This is a genomic window from Chryseobacterium sp. CP-77, assembly GCF_036362765.1.
Lineage (GTDB): Bacteria > Bacteroidota > Bacteroidia > Flavobacteriales > Weeksellaceae > Chryseobacterium > Chryseobacterium cupriresistens.
Genome location: NZ_CP143637.1, coordinates 2,765,787 through 2,780,956, shown reverse-complemented (window position 1 = coordinate 2,780,956; position 15,170 = coordinate 2,765,787). Strand labels below are relative to the sequence as shown.

The following is a 15,170-nucleotide window of genomic DNA, read 5'->3' as shown; positions in this document are numbered from 1 at the left end:
AAGAACGGTTTAATACTATATAAGAATGAGTTTTTAAAACCGATATCCAATGGAAAGCCCGCTTCTGAAGCCTGCCCATGGCCCGTCAACTTTTATTCTGGCACCATTGGCATTGGTTTCTACCGTATACTTTACAAAAGGAATATCCAGGTTTTCAATTTCCTTTTTAAGCTGAGTCTGCATATCAGGCGTCAGTACATAATCCGAGGTCATGGTAAAATCACCTTTTCCGCTTCCGTAATGGGCTCCAGCGATCCAGAAATCAAGGACAAGATTCTGGCTTCTGGTCAGAAAGAATTGTACACCAACCATTAACCCACCGCTGTTTCCTTTGGTGTCTCCCTGTCCTTTAAGCGGAATTGGATAAGTAACTCCGTTCGGACCTTTATAATCATAATAAAAATCAAAAGTATTGGAAGTAACACTTGAGTAGCGGTAATAAGGTGCAAAATAGAAACCTTTTCCATAGCCTTTTCCAATATAAAATCTAGGTTCTATTGTAAAATTAGTAGCTTTTACTCTCAGATTCTGGAATCTTTTTTCATCTTCATCTTTCAGAAAAGCATTGATAAAAGGTACTTTTCCTTCGGGCATTGTTCCGAAACCGATATTCACAGAAAGCCATTGGCTGATAGCTCTTTCATAAGACAGATTGATATTTCTGAACGCATAAGCCGTGACATTGGTCTTGATGATATTCATTTTCTCTGCCGGGCTGTTCTGAATTTCCTGAGCTCCCAGGGCAGAAAACAGGAAGCACGGAATTACTATGAATGCTTTTTTCATGACTCTATATTTTGTGATGTAAAAAAATACCAGCAAAAAACGGGCTGAATTTAACATAATAATTCGAATTTGAGGAAAGATTATGCAATTCCTTAACTGTTTGAAGTGATAAATGTAATATTCATCGGTAATTGATTGTCCTAATAGTATAATTCATCTTCAGACATGAAAAAAACTATATATACCATCTTCTTTCTTTGCAGTGCTTTTATGTTTTCGCAGGAGAAGAAAAATGATACGGCTGATGCAGGGACCCCTAAAGAAATTCAGGAAGTTATTCTGAAATCACAGCGTAAAAAACAGTTTGCAGACAAAGCTGTTTATACTTTTGACAAAGAAGCGCTTGCCAGAGCACGCTATGCAAAAGATTTACTCAGTACACTTCCGGAGTTACAACTGAATCCAGTAGAAAATACCATTACCAGTACGAAAGGCGGAACCACACTATTTCTTATCAACGGGATTGAAGCGACAGATATGCAGATCCGAAGTGTTGCACCCGGTGAAGTGGTGAAAGTAGAATATTATGATATTCCGCCAGCAAGATGGGCTACGAGAGCAGATACGGTAGTTAATATTCTGACAAGATCCACAGAAACAGGATATGTTTTCGGGGCTGATGTATCTACGGCTTTGAATACCGGATTTGTGAACGGTTCTGCCTACGCCAATTATACAAAAGGGAAAAATAATTTCGGACTTGAGTATTCCCTGAATCTTAGGGATTATAATGACAGAAGAGTCAACAGCATCTATGATTATCAGCTGAACGGGAAGCATTACCGGTCTGATGAAAACCGCAAAGATCATTTTGGATATACCTTTCAGAGTATAGCTTTGCGCTATACCAGACTTGTTCCTGACGACTATGCTTTTCAGGCTAAACTGAATATGGATATTTTCAGCAGGTTTTCGAAAGGAACAGGGCAGAGCGTCTTTACCGAAGATAATCTGAAAGAAGAACACCATATGTTTAAAAATAATGGCTCGGATTATGTGATTCCTAAGCTGGATCTATATTATTCTAAAAAGATCGGTGAAAAAGATGAGTTGAGTATTAATGTAGTAGGTTCTCATTACACCACCAATACCACAGAAACGGCCAAAGAATGGATTGTAGGTTCAGGATTGTCTGTATATGATAATGATATGGTATTGAAAGCAAAACAAACGAGTTTGGTTGGGGAACTTGCACATATCCATGATTTCAAGTCAGGAAAACTTTCATCCGGATACCGGATTTCAAGGTCTTCTATTTCCAATGATCTGAATAATCTTGCCGGATATTCTCAATATAATGTTACTTATCTGGAACAGTATTTTTATACTGAATTTGCAGGAAAGGTTGATAAATTCAGCTACCGTATCGGTGCAGGGCTTACCAATATTCACAATAAAAGTGCAGAAAATACTTTTGATGAATGGACTTTTACTCCAAAGGTTATTTTAGCTTATCAGCTTAAAGGAAATCAGAACCTACGTTTTACAGCAAGTTATAATCCGGTAAGTCCATGGAGTAATGCTTTGAGTAGTAACGTGGTGCAATTGGCTCCTAATATTGTTCAGAGGGGAAACCCCTTTTTACAATCTCAGCAGGTTTTTTCTAATAACCTGACTTATTCTTTTAATAATAAGTATTTTGATTTTAATGCAGGCTTATTTTACCGGTATACCAACAGGGTAATCAATCAGTACTACGTTCACGATGATGTATTGAATGGGTATGCCCTGACTTATGAAAACGGGAAGAATGCTCAGAGATATGGAGTTCAGTTAACAGGATCTTATAAACCTTTCGGGAATACTCTTTTGGTCATAAAAGCTGTAATCACACCAACTTCTGAAACAGTAAGAACTAGTAAAGGTGCTCTGATAAAAAATGACTATTTAGGAAATTACTTTTCGCTTTCTTCAGAATATAAATCTTTCTCCGTTCAGTACCAGTTCAATATTCCGGTATACAGCCTTAATGGAGCATTTCTTAATACGAATGAAAACCAGAATAATATTTTTGTGAGCTATAAACATAAGAACTGGACATTTTCTACAGGAATGTACTGGATAGGAATGCCTTCAGAATACAAAACGAAAAGCTTACCGGAAAGTCTCGTAGATTATAAAGTTCATACACAGATTATGAACAACAAATCCATGTTTGTATTAGGGCTGAGCTATGATTTCTCGAAAGGGAAAAAGACAGAAATTCAGCGAAAGCTTAATAATGAAACGGCTCCTGCAGCTACCTTTTAGATGCTAATTTGAATGTTAATAAGAAATCCCCGCTCATTTGTAGGAGCGGGGATTTTGTTTTATTATTTCTTAATGAATTTTGTGTTCTTTGTATCTGCAGCATTTTTTCCGCTGATCTGAATAAAATAAGATGCAGGAGGAAGATCTGAAATCTGGATGTTTCCGGACTTTACATCTGAAGTTTTAACCAGTTTGCCATCCAGGCTGTAAATATTGGCCCTGGAATAATTATCCGTATTTCCTTTGAAACCGATAAAATCCTGTGCAGGATTAGGATAAACCACTAAGTTTTCTTTTTTTACTGCACTGTTTACGCCCAGGAATGTTTCACTTAATGCAAATGTAGTTTTTACATTCTGGTTGATGCTCAACAGTGGAATGCTGATATTTCCGCTTGTAGAATTAAGCAGGGCATATCTGTGAGAAGCATCGTAATAAGAATAGGCTGTATTGGTTATTGCTCCGATAGGGTTAGAATAAGTAACATCCAGAGATGAATACAGATTGAAATTCTGTGTGAATTTTACTCTAAGAACATTACTGTATGTTTGATTGCCTATAATTAAAGTTCCATATGCATCAGCAATGGCTGTCATTGTGCCACTGAATAATCCGCTGGCAGAAGATGAGGAAAAAGTACCTTTGGCGGTGTCGTTCTGTGTCGGTCCGTACGTTGTTGGATAATTAATATGAGTACCGTTATCCACACTAAAGTTTAAAGTGGCCTGTGTATTTACAATTCCTGTAATTTCCAGTTTAGAAGTTGAAGCTTTGTAATAAACGGTTGTTGCTCCGTCTACCATTTTAAGAGTAGAACCCGGGAAAGTTGCTATTTCAGTAGAACTAGGAGTTGAATATGTTGTTTGTGATGCTGCTCCCATCGTAAGCCCTCCATTGGAAAATGTTGCGTTAGGACCTGTTGCAGAGTTGTTTACGGTGCCGGCTGTGTTGTTGTAATTAACAATATTTCCGGAAATAGGGTCATTGGCTGCTTTTGTAAGCGTGATCTGCGCAGACATCATGGCAGATGCTCCTAGTAAAAGGAGTAAAGATTTTTTCATAGTCAAAATTTTTTTTGTTAAAAATAATTAAAAAATAGTATTCAAATGTTAATTTTTTTCCTTTTTAATTATATTTTTAATAAAAACGCCTGCTGATCGGATCAACAGGCGGTCTGTGCGTTAAAAATGCTTGGGTTTAATTGTTTATTACCATTTTACGGTAAGCATAAATATCTTCAATGGTTACGACACTCATTTCTTTTTTGATGGCAAAGTCCACAATTTCAGGAAGTCTTGCCATGGAACCGTCTTCATTCGTCAGTTCACAAAGTACGGCATCTTCACCAAGATTGGCCATTTTTACAAGATCTACACTGCCTTCAGTATGGCCGCGCCTTTCAAATACACCATCTTTTCTTGCAATCAGAGGAAAAACGTGGCCCGGACTTGCAATATGCTCTGCCTGGGCATTTGCTGCTACAGCGGTTCTGATTGTTGTCACGCGGTCTTTGGCAGAAACTCCCGATTCTACGCCTTCTCTTGCCTCAATGGAAATCGTGAATGCGGTCTGGTTTTTTGAATTGTTGTTTTCCACCATTGGACGAAGATTAAGGTGGCGGCTTTTTTCCTCGGAAATACAAAGGCACACGATACCGCTGCATTCGCGGATCAGAAGTGCCATATCCTGTTCTGTAATAGTGGAGGCGGGAAAGATGATATCGCCCTCATTTTCGCGGTTTTCATCATCTACCAGTAGAATTCCTTTTCCCTGTTGTAATGTCTGAAGTGCTCTTTCTACACGTTCTTTGGAGGTTGCTCCGAATTGTTCTAATAATTTTTCCATGTTATTTTACTTTTAAAAGTTAAAATACACTTCGGTACATGGAAATGAAATACAACACAACAAGAGTCCATAAGGAATCTTATTGGTCATCTCATTTTCTTCTCCCATCCAGACTTTAACTGTCGGTTCCGGAATTTCACCAGATCAGTCCCTTCCGAAGAAAGGAGTCGCGGACTGTAACCGCCGGTAGGGAATTTCACCCTGCCCCGAAGAAAACTTATACTAAGTTTTGCTGTATGTTGTAATTAAATTTTTATTTCATTAATAGTATTTAACGCACAGACCGCTAATTTCGGGAAGTTTTTTGAATTGGAGAAGCTTTTTAATCATATTTAAGCAATGACTCTTTTTGAAATTATATTTTCAGACTGTTCTTAATATTTTTTCCATCTTCTTTCCTTTGGCCAGTTCATCAATCAGTTTGTCCAGGTACCGGATGTTTCTCATCAGTTCATCTTCAATTTCTTCCACACGATATCCGCAGATGACTCCTTTGATCAATGAAACATTTGGATTGAGTTGAGGTGCCTGTTCAAAGAAAGTTTTAAAGTCGGTTTTGTTGTTAAGGATGTTCTGCAGATCACTTTCATCATATCCCGTCAGCCAGAATATGATCTCATGCACTTCTTCTCGGCTACGTCCCTTTTTCTCAGCTTTTTGAACGTAATGTGGATAAACACTGGCAAAAGCAGTTGTGAAAATTCTGGTGTTCTGCATGGGAATATATTAGATTAATTTTTTGATGACTCCATCCAAAATGGTATTGAATTCTTCAGGTTTCTCCAGCATAGGATAATGTCCGACACCTTCGATGGTTACATAATCATAATTTTTCAAATATTTTCTGTTGTTTTCCAGGTGAGTCGGAGAAGCATCGGAATTAATAGCTATAACGGGTACCTGAATCTGTTTTGCAATTGTTTTGAAGTCTGTTTTATATAAAGGCCACAGAGCATTGATGGCCAATTCAGGTTCATTTTGAAGAAATTCATGCTGTACTCTTTCTCTTACCGCAGGCGGTGTTCCTTCTGCAAACAAAAATTGCGGCAGAAAGTTTTCTACAGTGTGTTTGAAGTCCTTTCTGTACTGAGAAAGCACTTCTTCAGTTTGTTCCCTGGTAAAAGATTCGTCCAGATTTTTTAGAGTGTCTATCAGAATGATGGCTTTTACCTCAGGAATTTTTAAAGAAGCTTCCAGGACATAAGCTCCGGACATCGAATGTCCTACAAGAATTATTTCCTGCGTGTTAACAGCATCAGCCACTGATTTAATATCATCAGCATATCTTTCGCTTGTCCATTCCTGTCTTGAAGCATCTGATTTTCCATGTCCGGCAAGATCCATCAAAACAATATGATATTGGTCTTTGAAATATTCTTTCTGGCTTTCCCACCATTCGGTATTGCCAAGCCATCCATGGATGAAGATCAGCGCAGGATTTCCATTTCCAGATTCTTTATAATGAATTTTCTGACCGTCTGATGATATTGCGTATTTTTCCATTTCAACAAGAGTAATTAAGTATATTATATTTTAGATCAAATTTACAAAAAGGCTTCAATCATAATGGTTCTGTATTGTTAAACTTAATAGAAAAGCAAACACTGCAATTTACAGTGTTTACGTTTTTATTTTATTTTTTTGATTTGATGCTAAAAATAATAACTCCATACAGGATTCCGGAAGTATCTTTTATTTCACATTTAAAATACAGCAGATTTTTTAAATACTTTTGGTAAAAGACTTCGGTCAGGAAGGTAATTCCTGTTGGGAGTGCATTAGAAGCGTATCCTTCAAAGCTTTCTATTTCGTATGATACTTCATCTCCAAGGAAACGGAAAATCTCCTTTAGAATACAATGAGTCATAAACACAAATGGTACTATGGGATGATTTTCAAAATGCCCTTTGCATTGATTAGGAGTAAAAGGATCTGTTGAAATTGTAAAATGATGAGGTATTCCGGTATTGATTATTTTGCTTTCAGGAAGATTTTTGTCATGATATTCTACCGGAACTGCACTGAAAAGGTCTTTATAAAAAAGTTCGAATGCTTCACGGGTGATAATATAATAGTCCAGCTCTGCAGAATAAAGGAGCTCTTTGGAATCAATCTCTCTTATATAAATGTGAGATTTTCCCTTTCTGTCTGATTCAAGAATACATTCGCTGGTAATGGTAATGGCAGCCGGTTCTTTATAAGATAACTTTCTGATCCTGATTTTTTCGCCGAGGAAATACATTTTTTCTCCGGTTTTATCGTTCAGAATGTTATACAGGCTGAGACTTCCAAACGAAAATAATAGTTTTATTAATTGTGAGAAATTTTCATTTTCAAAATTCCAGTCTTCTATCTCTGTTTCTATTGTATGGTCTCTGAAAGTTATACCTTCAGGAATAGAGAGGTACGGCGCCGTTTCTCCGAGAAAAGGAATGATGTCTTTGATGTTGATTGTTGTCATTTTGATGAGGGATTATTGGGTTATTAAACTTTTTCGGTTGTGGATAACTTTTCATCATTGTGTAAAACATTATCTGTGCTGATTATGGTTTATGTTCTTAAACCGTTTTATTCAGGAATCAGAAAAAACAATTGCCAATCATTGTTATTCTGATAGTGTTTTTTATAAATATATTTTTAATTAATTGAATATAAATATTTTGTGGTATGTATTTCTTTATTTGGTGATTTGTTTTTGATGCAATTTATAAAAAATATTCATAAAGATTTATGAATAAATAGATAAAATTTTAAATTATTACTTTAAATAAATAAAAGAGTAAGGCTGAAAAACTGGGGTTAATTTTATCCACAAAACTTATCCACATGATTTTCTATTGTGGAAAATCCTTAAAAAACTATATTCATTATAAGACAATGGTTTATAGATGTTTATAAAGCTTGTTTTCAATGGGTTAAAAACTTATCCATAGTTTATCCACAATGGAAAAAAGGATCATAGAAAATTATCCACAAATACTTGAAAATGTGGATAACTGTCTGTTTTTGATTTAAAATATTTAAAATCAATATCTTAATTGAGTTGGATTGATGTCCGGAGATTTTATTTCAGACTTATCCACAAAATTGGAGGCTTTTACTGCTGATCTTTATAAATATTCCAGAAATTAAAATCCGTCATAGGAGCATCAGTAATTCCTATATTTCTTCCCATTGTTACTATTTGTCCTCTGTGATAGGTACTGTGAAGAATAGCGTGCTGGATATACTCGTATTTGGAAAAATCGCATTGAAACCATTGGGATTCTATTTTTACATTTTTTGTAAGATCTTCTTCAGACAAGCTTTCTACATAATCTGCCAGTTTCTGCGAATTGTTTTTTATGGCATTGAAAACATCTTCTTTGCTGGTAGTCTCTGTTGTTTTTACAAAATCAAAATCATCCTTTTCAGAAATATGGCTCCACCAGTATTCCTGGGTTTGCCAGATATGATGTAATGTTTTTAAAATAGTTGGAAAACTGGAAATGGTTTCCTGATTCAGCTGTTCGTCAGACTTTGTGGATAGCCAGTCGATGTATTTGTTGACTACCCAATTGTTGTACTGCGCACTTTTGCTGACTAATGTTTTTAAGCTCATAATATTAATGTTTAGTTGTGTGTGTAAGGGTGAATGTTATAAACCAAAATGCCTGTCCTGGTCTGAGTTTTCAGGATTGATGAGTGCTTTGTTGCTGTAGGTCGCCGCTTCAAAATCACTGATGTTTACAGAAAGAAAAGAAATATCAGGCAGCAATTCTGAAAGCCCCGTACAGATTTTCTTGGAAAGATTAGCTTTTTGTTCTGTATTGCGTCCCTGCATGATATACCCAAACACATGTAGAAAATTTTTCTTACCTGTGCCTAATCGGTAATATTGATAAGGCTGAAGCCTTACTTTGATGTCGTTGGGAGCAAATAGTCCTGTTGCGTCTGCTGCTTCGTAAACAGCATCCATTAATTCATCCGGTGTTCTCTGCAGAAGAATATCCTGTGAGCAATCTATTATAAAATGAGGCATAGATTCTATTTTGTGTTTGATTTTGTGTGAGATAAAAGTAGTGAAAATTAGTAATGGATATCCAAAATAAAAAACCACTCTTAAACAGAATGGTTTGAAAAAGTGTATTTTTTACTTTGTGAATGCTGATTTTATGGATTTGATTTTTTAATGCTGTATCGTGGTTTTACAACATCGGTCATGTCGAGGACAATATCATAAATTCCATCTTCAGAAATTGGGAAGGCATAGGCATCAAAGGCAATACTTTGATTATCATTTTACTTTGTAAAGTATAAATTTAGTACAAAGGCTCTCCATTGAGATCCGTAGTCAGTACCTCACTCATATAATCAAAAAAAGGCCGCATGGCAAGCAAAGTCAGAATGACTTCCTTCTGAAAGCTGTCTGACAGAACCTCCTTATCCGTAAATTTCCGCATCACCAGGAATTGTTTTTTCCTGATCAGATCAATAGCCGGATGATTTTTATCAAACCCACGAGGTGCCGTTTTTACAGCGTCTCCTTTCAATTCTCCGAAATATTTGATGAAAGTTTTATCAGAGATAATTTTCTCAATTTCTTTACTGCTGATTTCAAATTCTTTACGGATGCGAAGCAAATCTTTGGGCTCTGGACCCCAGAAGCCACCTCCTACAAAACTGTTACCCGGTTCCAGCTGAATATAATATCCGCCTCTCAGCATAGGCTTCGAACGGGAATATCCCACCCCGAAATTGGTTTTATAGGGTGTTTTGTTTTTGGAAAAACGGACATCATTATAAATCCTGAAAATATGCATTCCTTTAAGCTGATCATGCTCCTGAAGTTCATTGTAGATCTGGGTAAATAAAACTTTATTTTCCTTTACAATGGTATCATATTCAGATTTGTGCTTTGCGAACCATTCCCGGTTGTTATTTCCTTTCAGATGGGTGAGAAACTCAAATGCTTTTTTCATATTCAGATCAGGATTTTCCTTCGTTGATATATTCTTGATAATCTTCTTCTAATTTGTTAATTTCCTCTATCAGGAAATCATAAATATTTCCTTCAAATATATCGTAATCTTCCTCGTCATATTTGTCGTACTCCACTTTGATGATGCCGTTGTCGGTATAAGCTCTGTACAGATTTCCGCTGCGTTTGAAAAATAATTGGCCCAGAGGTTTTTCTTTATATTCAAGCGCTTCGGCATGTTTCTCTTCAAAACCCATCCATGAAGGCATTTCTTTATCCTGTGAAAGGCCATATACAAAAAAGGCGTATCCGAATTTCCAGGCCGGAAGAACATCAAATTCTTCGGGCCGCTTCCATACTTCTTCTTTAACTTCAAGAAGCAAGGATCCAAATGTTGTCAGGAAATCCTTAACATCTTCACTGAATGTAAAACCTGTACTTTCTTCATACTTTGTAATCTGTTCTTCGGTGGCTGGATTTGCCAGGGAACTCATTACGAAAAAATCATCATTTAATTTCTTTTTCCTGTCCCAGAAATCTTCTTTTGTTGTCATATTTTTTTGTTTGGTTTGTGCCGTCATCACTGCATGGGTTGTGGAAACAAATATAGGGGAAAGCTAGGGGATAAGAGACTCATTAAGGATCGTAAATCTGATCCTTTTCATCAGCCTATGAGAGTTGGTATCAATAGCACTTCGACCATGCAGCATTAAATCATTTCTAAATAAAATCAAATCTCCTTTTTTTAATTTAATATTAAAAGAAAGATGTTTGAAAAGCTTATCAAGATTGTTTAATTCCTCAATTTCGACTTCAGTAAGTTTTGAAAAAGATTCCATCGTAATTCTGTCGTAACAGATTTTATATCTTCCGTTTTCTATTTCTAAAATACTTCGTTCCTGATTTTTGAATTTCCATTTTTTATTCAAAAGCTTCTGTCTTTCGTCTACTGATAAATGTCTTAACAGGTCATTCAGGAACATAAATGTATTGATGCCCTGGTCTTCTTCTGCAGGTTCCACACACAACAATCCTACGGTATCAGGAATTTGATCAAAATCGGCACAGTCTGTATGTAATGGGAAAATTAGATTTGAGTTGGCAATTGATGTGAAAAAATTATTACGGCGGGTTATTTTTACATCAAAAACCGCTTTGCCATTATTATTCCGTTTCTCATTTAATACTACTCCTAAACGACCGATAAATGATTGTAATTCATCATCATGTGGTGGAAAATCTTTTACAATTACCAAAGATTTTCCCTGTCGTAAATCTTCTGTTATTTCCTGGAGATTAAGATCTTGCTTCCAGTTGTAGTTAATTAACAAGTCTTGTATTTCCATCTATAAATATGAATAATGATCCGTCCTGCCCATGTTTAGGAAAATTACAGATTTTTTCTTCTAAATCTGTAATCATAACATAGTCTACATATTCCTTATTTTCTATGACATAATGCATACAGGATATATTTTCAATTTGATCATCCCATTTTAGTTCAATATGAGTTGGGATTTTTGTCAGTTCATGAACCTTTGAAATCAGTTCTCCGATTGAAGCTGAGTTTTCATCAATATCGATATCAATAAATTGAGGAAACTCATCGTGTTCCACTGCGAGTATTGTCTTTAATTCAATTTTCATTTTGGCTTATTTTTTTGTAAAATCTGATTAAGAAATATTTTACGAAAGTACAGATTTACTTGTTAATCAAATTACATTGCTATTTGTTTTCCCTTGTACTTAAAAGAAGAGAAGAGTATTATATTTTACGAACATTATAAATAATATTTTGAAAAATATAGTGGTCTATTTCTGTTTCTGTAATTCCGGGATTATTATTTTTCCATTTGAGAAACAATTTTTCGTAGTCAGTTGTAGTTTTAAAATCTCTGAACAGGATTTCCTTGAAATCATTAAATTCTTCAAAATTTAGTTTCCAATGATTGAGCAGATTTCCTTCTCTTATTTCAAGTAATTCATAAATGGCTTCTTCATTATTTTCATCATCATATTCTCCACGAAAGGCATCGATCCGAATTAATCCTGAAAACCAATCAAACTTTGTATTAGGAAATAAATCTTTTAATTTGTGAGTTTTGTTTTCCTTACTGAACATCCATTTAACATTTTTGATCAGCAATTCATTGTCTTTTATTTCAAAGAATGCTACATATCCTCTCCAGCAAGCACTGAACGCTCCTGTATGTTCCGGTCTGTATTCCGGAAATTCATTAAAGTAATACTCTAAAATTTCATTATTCAGATAATATTCTTTTCCTTCATAGAATAATGAATCACGAATCTGTTGGGTCATTTGTGTTTTATTTGTGAATAGGATTTCAAAGCAAATATTTAATAAATAGCACTTACTATCATCTTACAATTTTAATCTTCTGCAAAACCCCTTTCTCATCTTTAAAACTGAAAATATAAGTTCCTCTTTGTACTTTAGATAAATCTATATTTCTGTTATAATAGGCAAAGCCCCTGTTGATCACTTCTCCATCTAAAGAGTAGACGGTAAACTCAAATTGATTGCTGTTATTTTTATTGCTGATGATAAAACCGTCTTTGGATGCGTTGGTATACACTCTTGTTTTGGTCTCACGATCGTCATTGGCTGTATTTGATGAGAGTGCATTCTCAGAAATATCAGCTGCCTGTAAGCTTTTAATAGCTGATTTGGTTACAGACGTTGTACTTCCGCCGATGATATATAATTTATTGTTATAAACTTCCGCTGCAGCATGTCTTCTGGGAATCATATTGGATGATAGCTGGTGGAATTTATTGGTTGTTGTATCAAAGTAAGCCAGAAACGTCTGATTATTATAACCTCCTGCAATGAAAATCTTATCACCGGATACCGCTAATGTATGTCCTGATATCCCGGCTGGCATCGTAATCTGATCGGTCCAGCGATTGGTATTGATGTCGTAGATATTGATCAGGCGGGATGAAGTACCGTTGAAACCGCCAATGACATACAATTTATCATTCACAATTTTGCCCTTTGCTTCTCTGGCGGTGGGCATATCCGGCAATGGATGCCAGGTATCTGAAGCAATATCATAATATTGGAATCTGTTGGAAAATGCAGTGGTTGCAGCGCCGTTCAGTCCGCTTCCGCCGAACACATATATTTTCCCGTTATGGATGGCAGAACCTGAATTTCCTGTATACGAACGGTTCACAGCTCCCTTTGTTACTTTTTGGGTTTCAAGATCTACAATTTCAAGATGGCTGTTTCCCCAACCATTGAAAATATAAATTTTATTATTGTAAGTCTCCGAATTAGCAAATTTTTTAGGACTTATAGTTGCATTGAGAACACTCCATTTGTTGTCTGTAATATTGTATTTTTCAATATAATTGGCCATACCTCCGCTTTCCTGATATCCGTTGCTCACATAGATATTATCGTCTACGATGACACTGGATATGGCTCCTCTGCCTGCAGACATATTGGCGAGCGTTTTAAATTGAAGTGTTTGTGCATGGGCGAGCAGTGAGCCCAAAAATGAAAGGAATAATAATTTTGTTTTCAATGGTATAAGGTTTAGTGTGTTTGTTTTATCAGATTTTCTTTATAGAAGTCCGGATTTATTTTAGTACCGGACTTTAAGAGAATAATCATGGTTTAAAGATAGGAAAAAGTTGAAGAGAATTTTAAAATTACTTTATTCAGACAAGCAGGGTAGAGATGCTTTATTTTTTTCCACAAAGTCGGGAGACTTTGCGGAGTGGGTTGTTTTTGTAAGTTGTTGAAAATTAAATACTAAAGTTGCGGGCTTCTTCGAAAAATTACAAAAATGAAACCATGATATTTAACATATCATACAGCGGGGAAAATTGATAAATATCAGCTGCAATGGTATGATGAGGCAGGTGTTTCTTCGCTAACTTTGAGTATGAAAAAGGGATTTATGGTTCGTTTTTCATTGTTAATTTTCACAATAATCTAAACAAAAATGCTATGAAACAAAGAGTTCCAATTTCCCAAATTATGACGAAAGACCTGATTACACTCAATCTTACACAATCATTGTATGAGGCTGAAAACTTATTTAAAAAAAATAAAATCAGGCATATTCCGGTTGTCGAAAATCAAAAGTTATTAGGCGTATTAAGTTATAGTGATTTATTAAAAATCAGCTATGCGGATGTAGAACAATCGGATGATGCGGAAGATATTCCAGTGTCAGCAGTGGTATACGACGTATTTACTATTTCGCAGGTGATGACAAAAGCTCCTCTCACTGTAAATCCTGAGACTACCATAAAAGAGGTAGCAGAGATTTTATCCGAACATAGTTTTCATTCTGTCCCAGTGGTAGAAAATGACCAGCTAAAAGGTATTGTGACTACTACAGATATTTTAAAGTATTTATTGCAGCAGTATTAAACGGCCCAATATTCACTTTAAATGCCTATTTATAGTGAATACCTTACATTTTCCATATTCAGACTAATTGGAGATTATATACGTATAAGAAACCCGAAGTCCAGACTTCGGGTTTCTTTATTTTTTTAGAGGCTGCTGAATGTCCACGTTGCTGCAAGAATCCTTTCGTCGTTTTGATAATTATGGCCAATTTTTATTTCTGAATCATGTAATCATTATTCTATCTTTTTCAAATCCATTTCCGAATATAATCTATACTGTATATTTCCAGTACTTTTATATACTTTGTCGTATAATACTTTTGCTTCTTTGTATTTTCCCAATTCATCATAGAGTGCCCCTAACATATAAGCAGCTTCTATTTGATCAGGTTCATTTTTTAAAATTTCTTTATACATCCTTTCAGCCTGTTCATTTTCATTATGAGCAAAATACCAGTTCGCTATTTCCCAATAATCAGATAAAAGCTTTGTTTCAGTAAATTTATTTTTTAGAGAATCGATACTTATTTCTTTGTAATCATTTCTAAACTTGTCCATTCCTGTTTTCTTTACATCAGCCATATGAATATAGAAAGGATCACAATTATTTATTAATCTGATCATAAAATCTTTCATGAAATCATCTCTGTTTTTGTTAGCTGTGCTGTTATGGAAGTTTTCAAAATCTTTCTGAAGTTTTGACATTACTTCATAGGAACAAGTTTTAAATGTTTCATCAGTATAATTTGTTTTACCAGATAAACAAGTGCAAAATTCCTTTTCAAATTTTTGTGGAAAATCCTGAGCTTTAATGTGAAAAGAAATTGAAACAGAGAACAAGATTCCTAATAGTAATTTTTTTTTCATGTATAGCTTTATTTTATTAATGTTCTTCTGTTCATGACAATATTCTTAATCACAATAAATTGTCAGTCGT

At 35.2% G+C, this 15,170-nt stretch carries 17 protein-coding genes and 1 riboswitch; of the genes, 2 read left to right on the top strand and 15 right to left on the bottom strand.

The annotated features are described in order from the left end of the window. Nucleotides 1-33 precede the first annotated feature (33 nt). Nucleotides 34-786 (bottom strand): DUF3575 domain-containing protein, encoded by a 753-nt coding sequence (locus V0410_RS12315; RefSeq protein WP_330743406.1) that lies wholly within the window; start codon nucleotides 784-786, stop codon nucleotides 34-36. Between the two features lie 165 nt (nucleotides 787-951). On the opposite strand from V0410_RS12315, the gene V0410_RS12310 reads away from it, so the two are divergent. Next, a complete protein-coding gene (locus tag V0410_RS12310) occupies nucleotides 952-3,036 on the top strand; it encodes a TonB-dependent receptor domain-containing protein (RefSeq protein WP_330743405.1) in 2,085 nt (694 codons plus the stop codon). A gap of 62 nt (nucleotides 3,037-3,098) precedes the next feature. Here the strand turns inward: V0410_RS12310 and V0410_RS12305 are convergent, their stop codons facing one another. The 13 genes from V0410_RS12305 to V0410_RS12245 form a co-directional block, all read right to left on the bottom strand. Continuing rightward, the gene (locus tag V0410_RS12305) at nucleotides 3,099-4,097 is read right to left on the bottom strand and encodes a T9SS type A sorting domain-containing protein (RefSeq protein WP_330743403.1); all 999 of its coding nucleotides are present in this window, start codon (nucleotides 4,095-4,097) and stop codon (nucleotides 3,099-3,101) included. A gap of 136 nt (nucleotides 4,098-4,233) precedes the next feature. Next, nucleotides 4,234-4,881, bottom strand: coding sequence for a 3,4-dihydroxy-2-butanone-4-phosphate synthase (gene ribB, locus V0410_RS12300; RefSeq protein WP_330743401.1), 648 nt, complete (start codon nucleotides 4,879-4,881; stop codon nucleotides 4,234-4,236). Nucleotides 4,882-4,973: 92 nt separating this feature from the next. Further along, nucleotides 4,974-5,099: riboswitch (FMN riboswitch) on the bottom strand. A gap of 145 nt (nucleotides 5,100-5,244) precedes the next feature. After that, the gene (locus V0410_RS12295) at nucleotides 5,245-5,598 is read right to left on the bottom strand and encodes a DUF2200 domain-containing protein (protein WP_330743399.1); all 354 of its coding nucleotides are present in this window, start codon (nucleotides 5,596-5,598) and stop codon (nucleotides 5,245-5,247) included. 9 nt (nucleotides 5,599-5,607) lie between these two features. After that, nucleotides 5,608-6,384, bottom strand: a complete 777-nt coding sequence (locus tag V0410_RS12290; protein WP_330743396.1) for an alpha/beta fold hydrolase — start codon at nucleotides 6,382-6,384, stop codon at nucleotides 5,608-5,610. A 130-nt stretch (nucleotides 6,385-6,514) separates the two neighbouring features. After that, nucleotides 6,515-7,342 (bottom strand): hypothetical protein, encoded by an 828-nt coding sequence (locus V0410_RS12285; RefSeq protein ID WP_330743395.1) that lies wholly within the window; start codon nucleotides 7,340-7,342, stop codon nucleotides 6,515-6,517. A 636-nt stretch (nucleotides 7,343-7,978) separates the two neighbouring features. Continuing rightward, complete coding sequence (locus V0410_RS12280; protein ID WP_330743393.1) at nucleotides 7,979-8,482, bottom strand: DinB family protein; 504 nt, start codon at nucleotides 8,480-8,482, stop codon at nucleotides 7,979-7,981. A 36-nt stretch (nucleotides 8,483-8,518) separates the two neighbouring features. Beyond that, entirely contained in the window at nucleotides 8,519-8,902 is a 384-nt protein-coding gene (locus V0410_RS12275; protein ID WP_330743391.1) for a 5-carboxymethyl-2-hydroxymuconate Delta-isomerase, read from the bottom strand. 280 nt (nucleotides 8,903-9,182) lie between these two features. Beyond that, nucleotides 9,183-9,842: a DUF2461 domain-containing protein gene (locus tag V0410_RS12270; protein WP_330743389.1), complete on the bottom strand. Its 660-nt coding sequence runs from the start codon at nucleotides 9,840-9,842 to the stop codon at nucleotides 9,183-9,185. A 7-nt stretch (nucleotides 9,843-9,849) separates the two neighbouring features. Continuing rightward, nucleotides 9,850-10,395 (bottom strand): hypothetical protein, encoded by a 546-nt coding sequence (locus tag V0410_RS12265; protein WP_330743387.1) that lies wholly within the window; start codon nucleotides 10,393-10,395, stop codon nucleotides 9,850-9,852. Nucleotides 10,396-10,458: 63 nt separating this feature from the next. Next, nucleotides 10,459-11,187, bottom strand: a complete 729-nt coding sequence (locus V0410_RS12260; RefSeq protein WP_330743384.1) for a TauD/TfdA family dioxygenase — start codon at nucleotides 11,185-11,187, stop codon at nucleotides 10,459-10,461. Then, on the bottom strand, nucleotides 11,162-11,488 hold the full coding sequence (locus V0410_RS12255; protein WP_278352435.1) for a hypothetical protein: 327 nt from the start codon (nucleotides 11,486-11,488) through the stop codon (nucleotides 11,162-11,164). The genes V0410_RS12260 and V0410_RS12255 overlap by 26 nt, the downstream gene beginning before the upstream one ends. A 118-nt stretch (nucleotides 11,489-11,606) precedes the next feature. After that, complete coding sequence (locus V0410_RS12250) at nucleotides 11,607-12,161, bottom strand: hypothetical protein (RefSeq protein ID WP_330743380.1); 555 nt, start codon at nucleotides 12,159-12,161, stop codon at nucleotides 11,607-11,609. A 58-nt stretch (nucleotides 12,162-12,219) separates the two neighbouring features. Beyond that, on the bottom strand, nucleotides 12,220-13,395 hold the full coding sequence (locus V0410_RS12245; protein ID WP_330743378.1) for a Kelch repeat-containing protein: 1,176 nt from the start codon (nucleotides 13,393-13,395) through the stop codon (nucleotides 12,220-12,222). A 428-nt stretch (nucleotides 13,396-13,823) separates the two neighbouring features. Between V0410_RS12245 and V0410_RS12240 the strand changes: the two genes are divergently transcribed. Next, nucleotides 13,824-14,252 carry a CBS domain-containing protein gene (locus V0410_RS12240; protein ID WP_330743376.1) on the top strand — a complete coding sequence of 143 codons (429 nt, stop codon included), beginning with the start codon at nucleotides 13,824-13,826 and terminating at the stop codon, nucleotides 14,250-14,252. Between the two features lie 215 nt (nucleotides 14,253-14,467). Here the strand turns inward: V0410_RS12240 and V0410_RS12235 are convergent, their stop codons facing one another. Beyond that, nucleotides 14,468-15,100, bottom strand: a complete 633-nt coding sequence (locus tag V0410_RS12235; RefSeq protein WP_330743374.1) for a tetratricopeptide repeat protein — start codon at nucleotides 15,098-15,100, stop codon at nucleotides 14,468-14,470. Nucleotides 15,101-15,170: the final 70 nt, after the last annotated feature.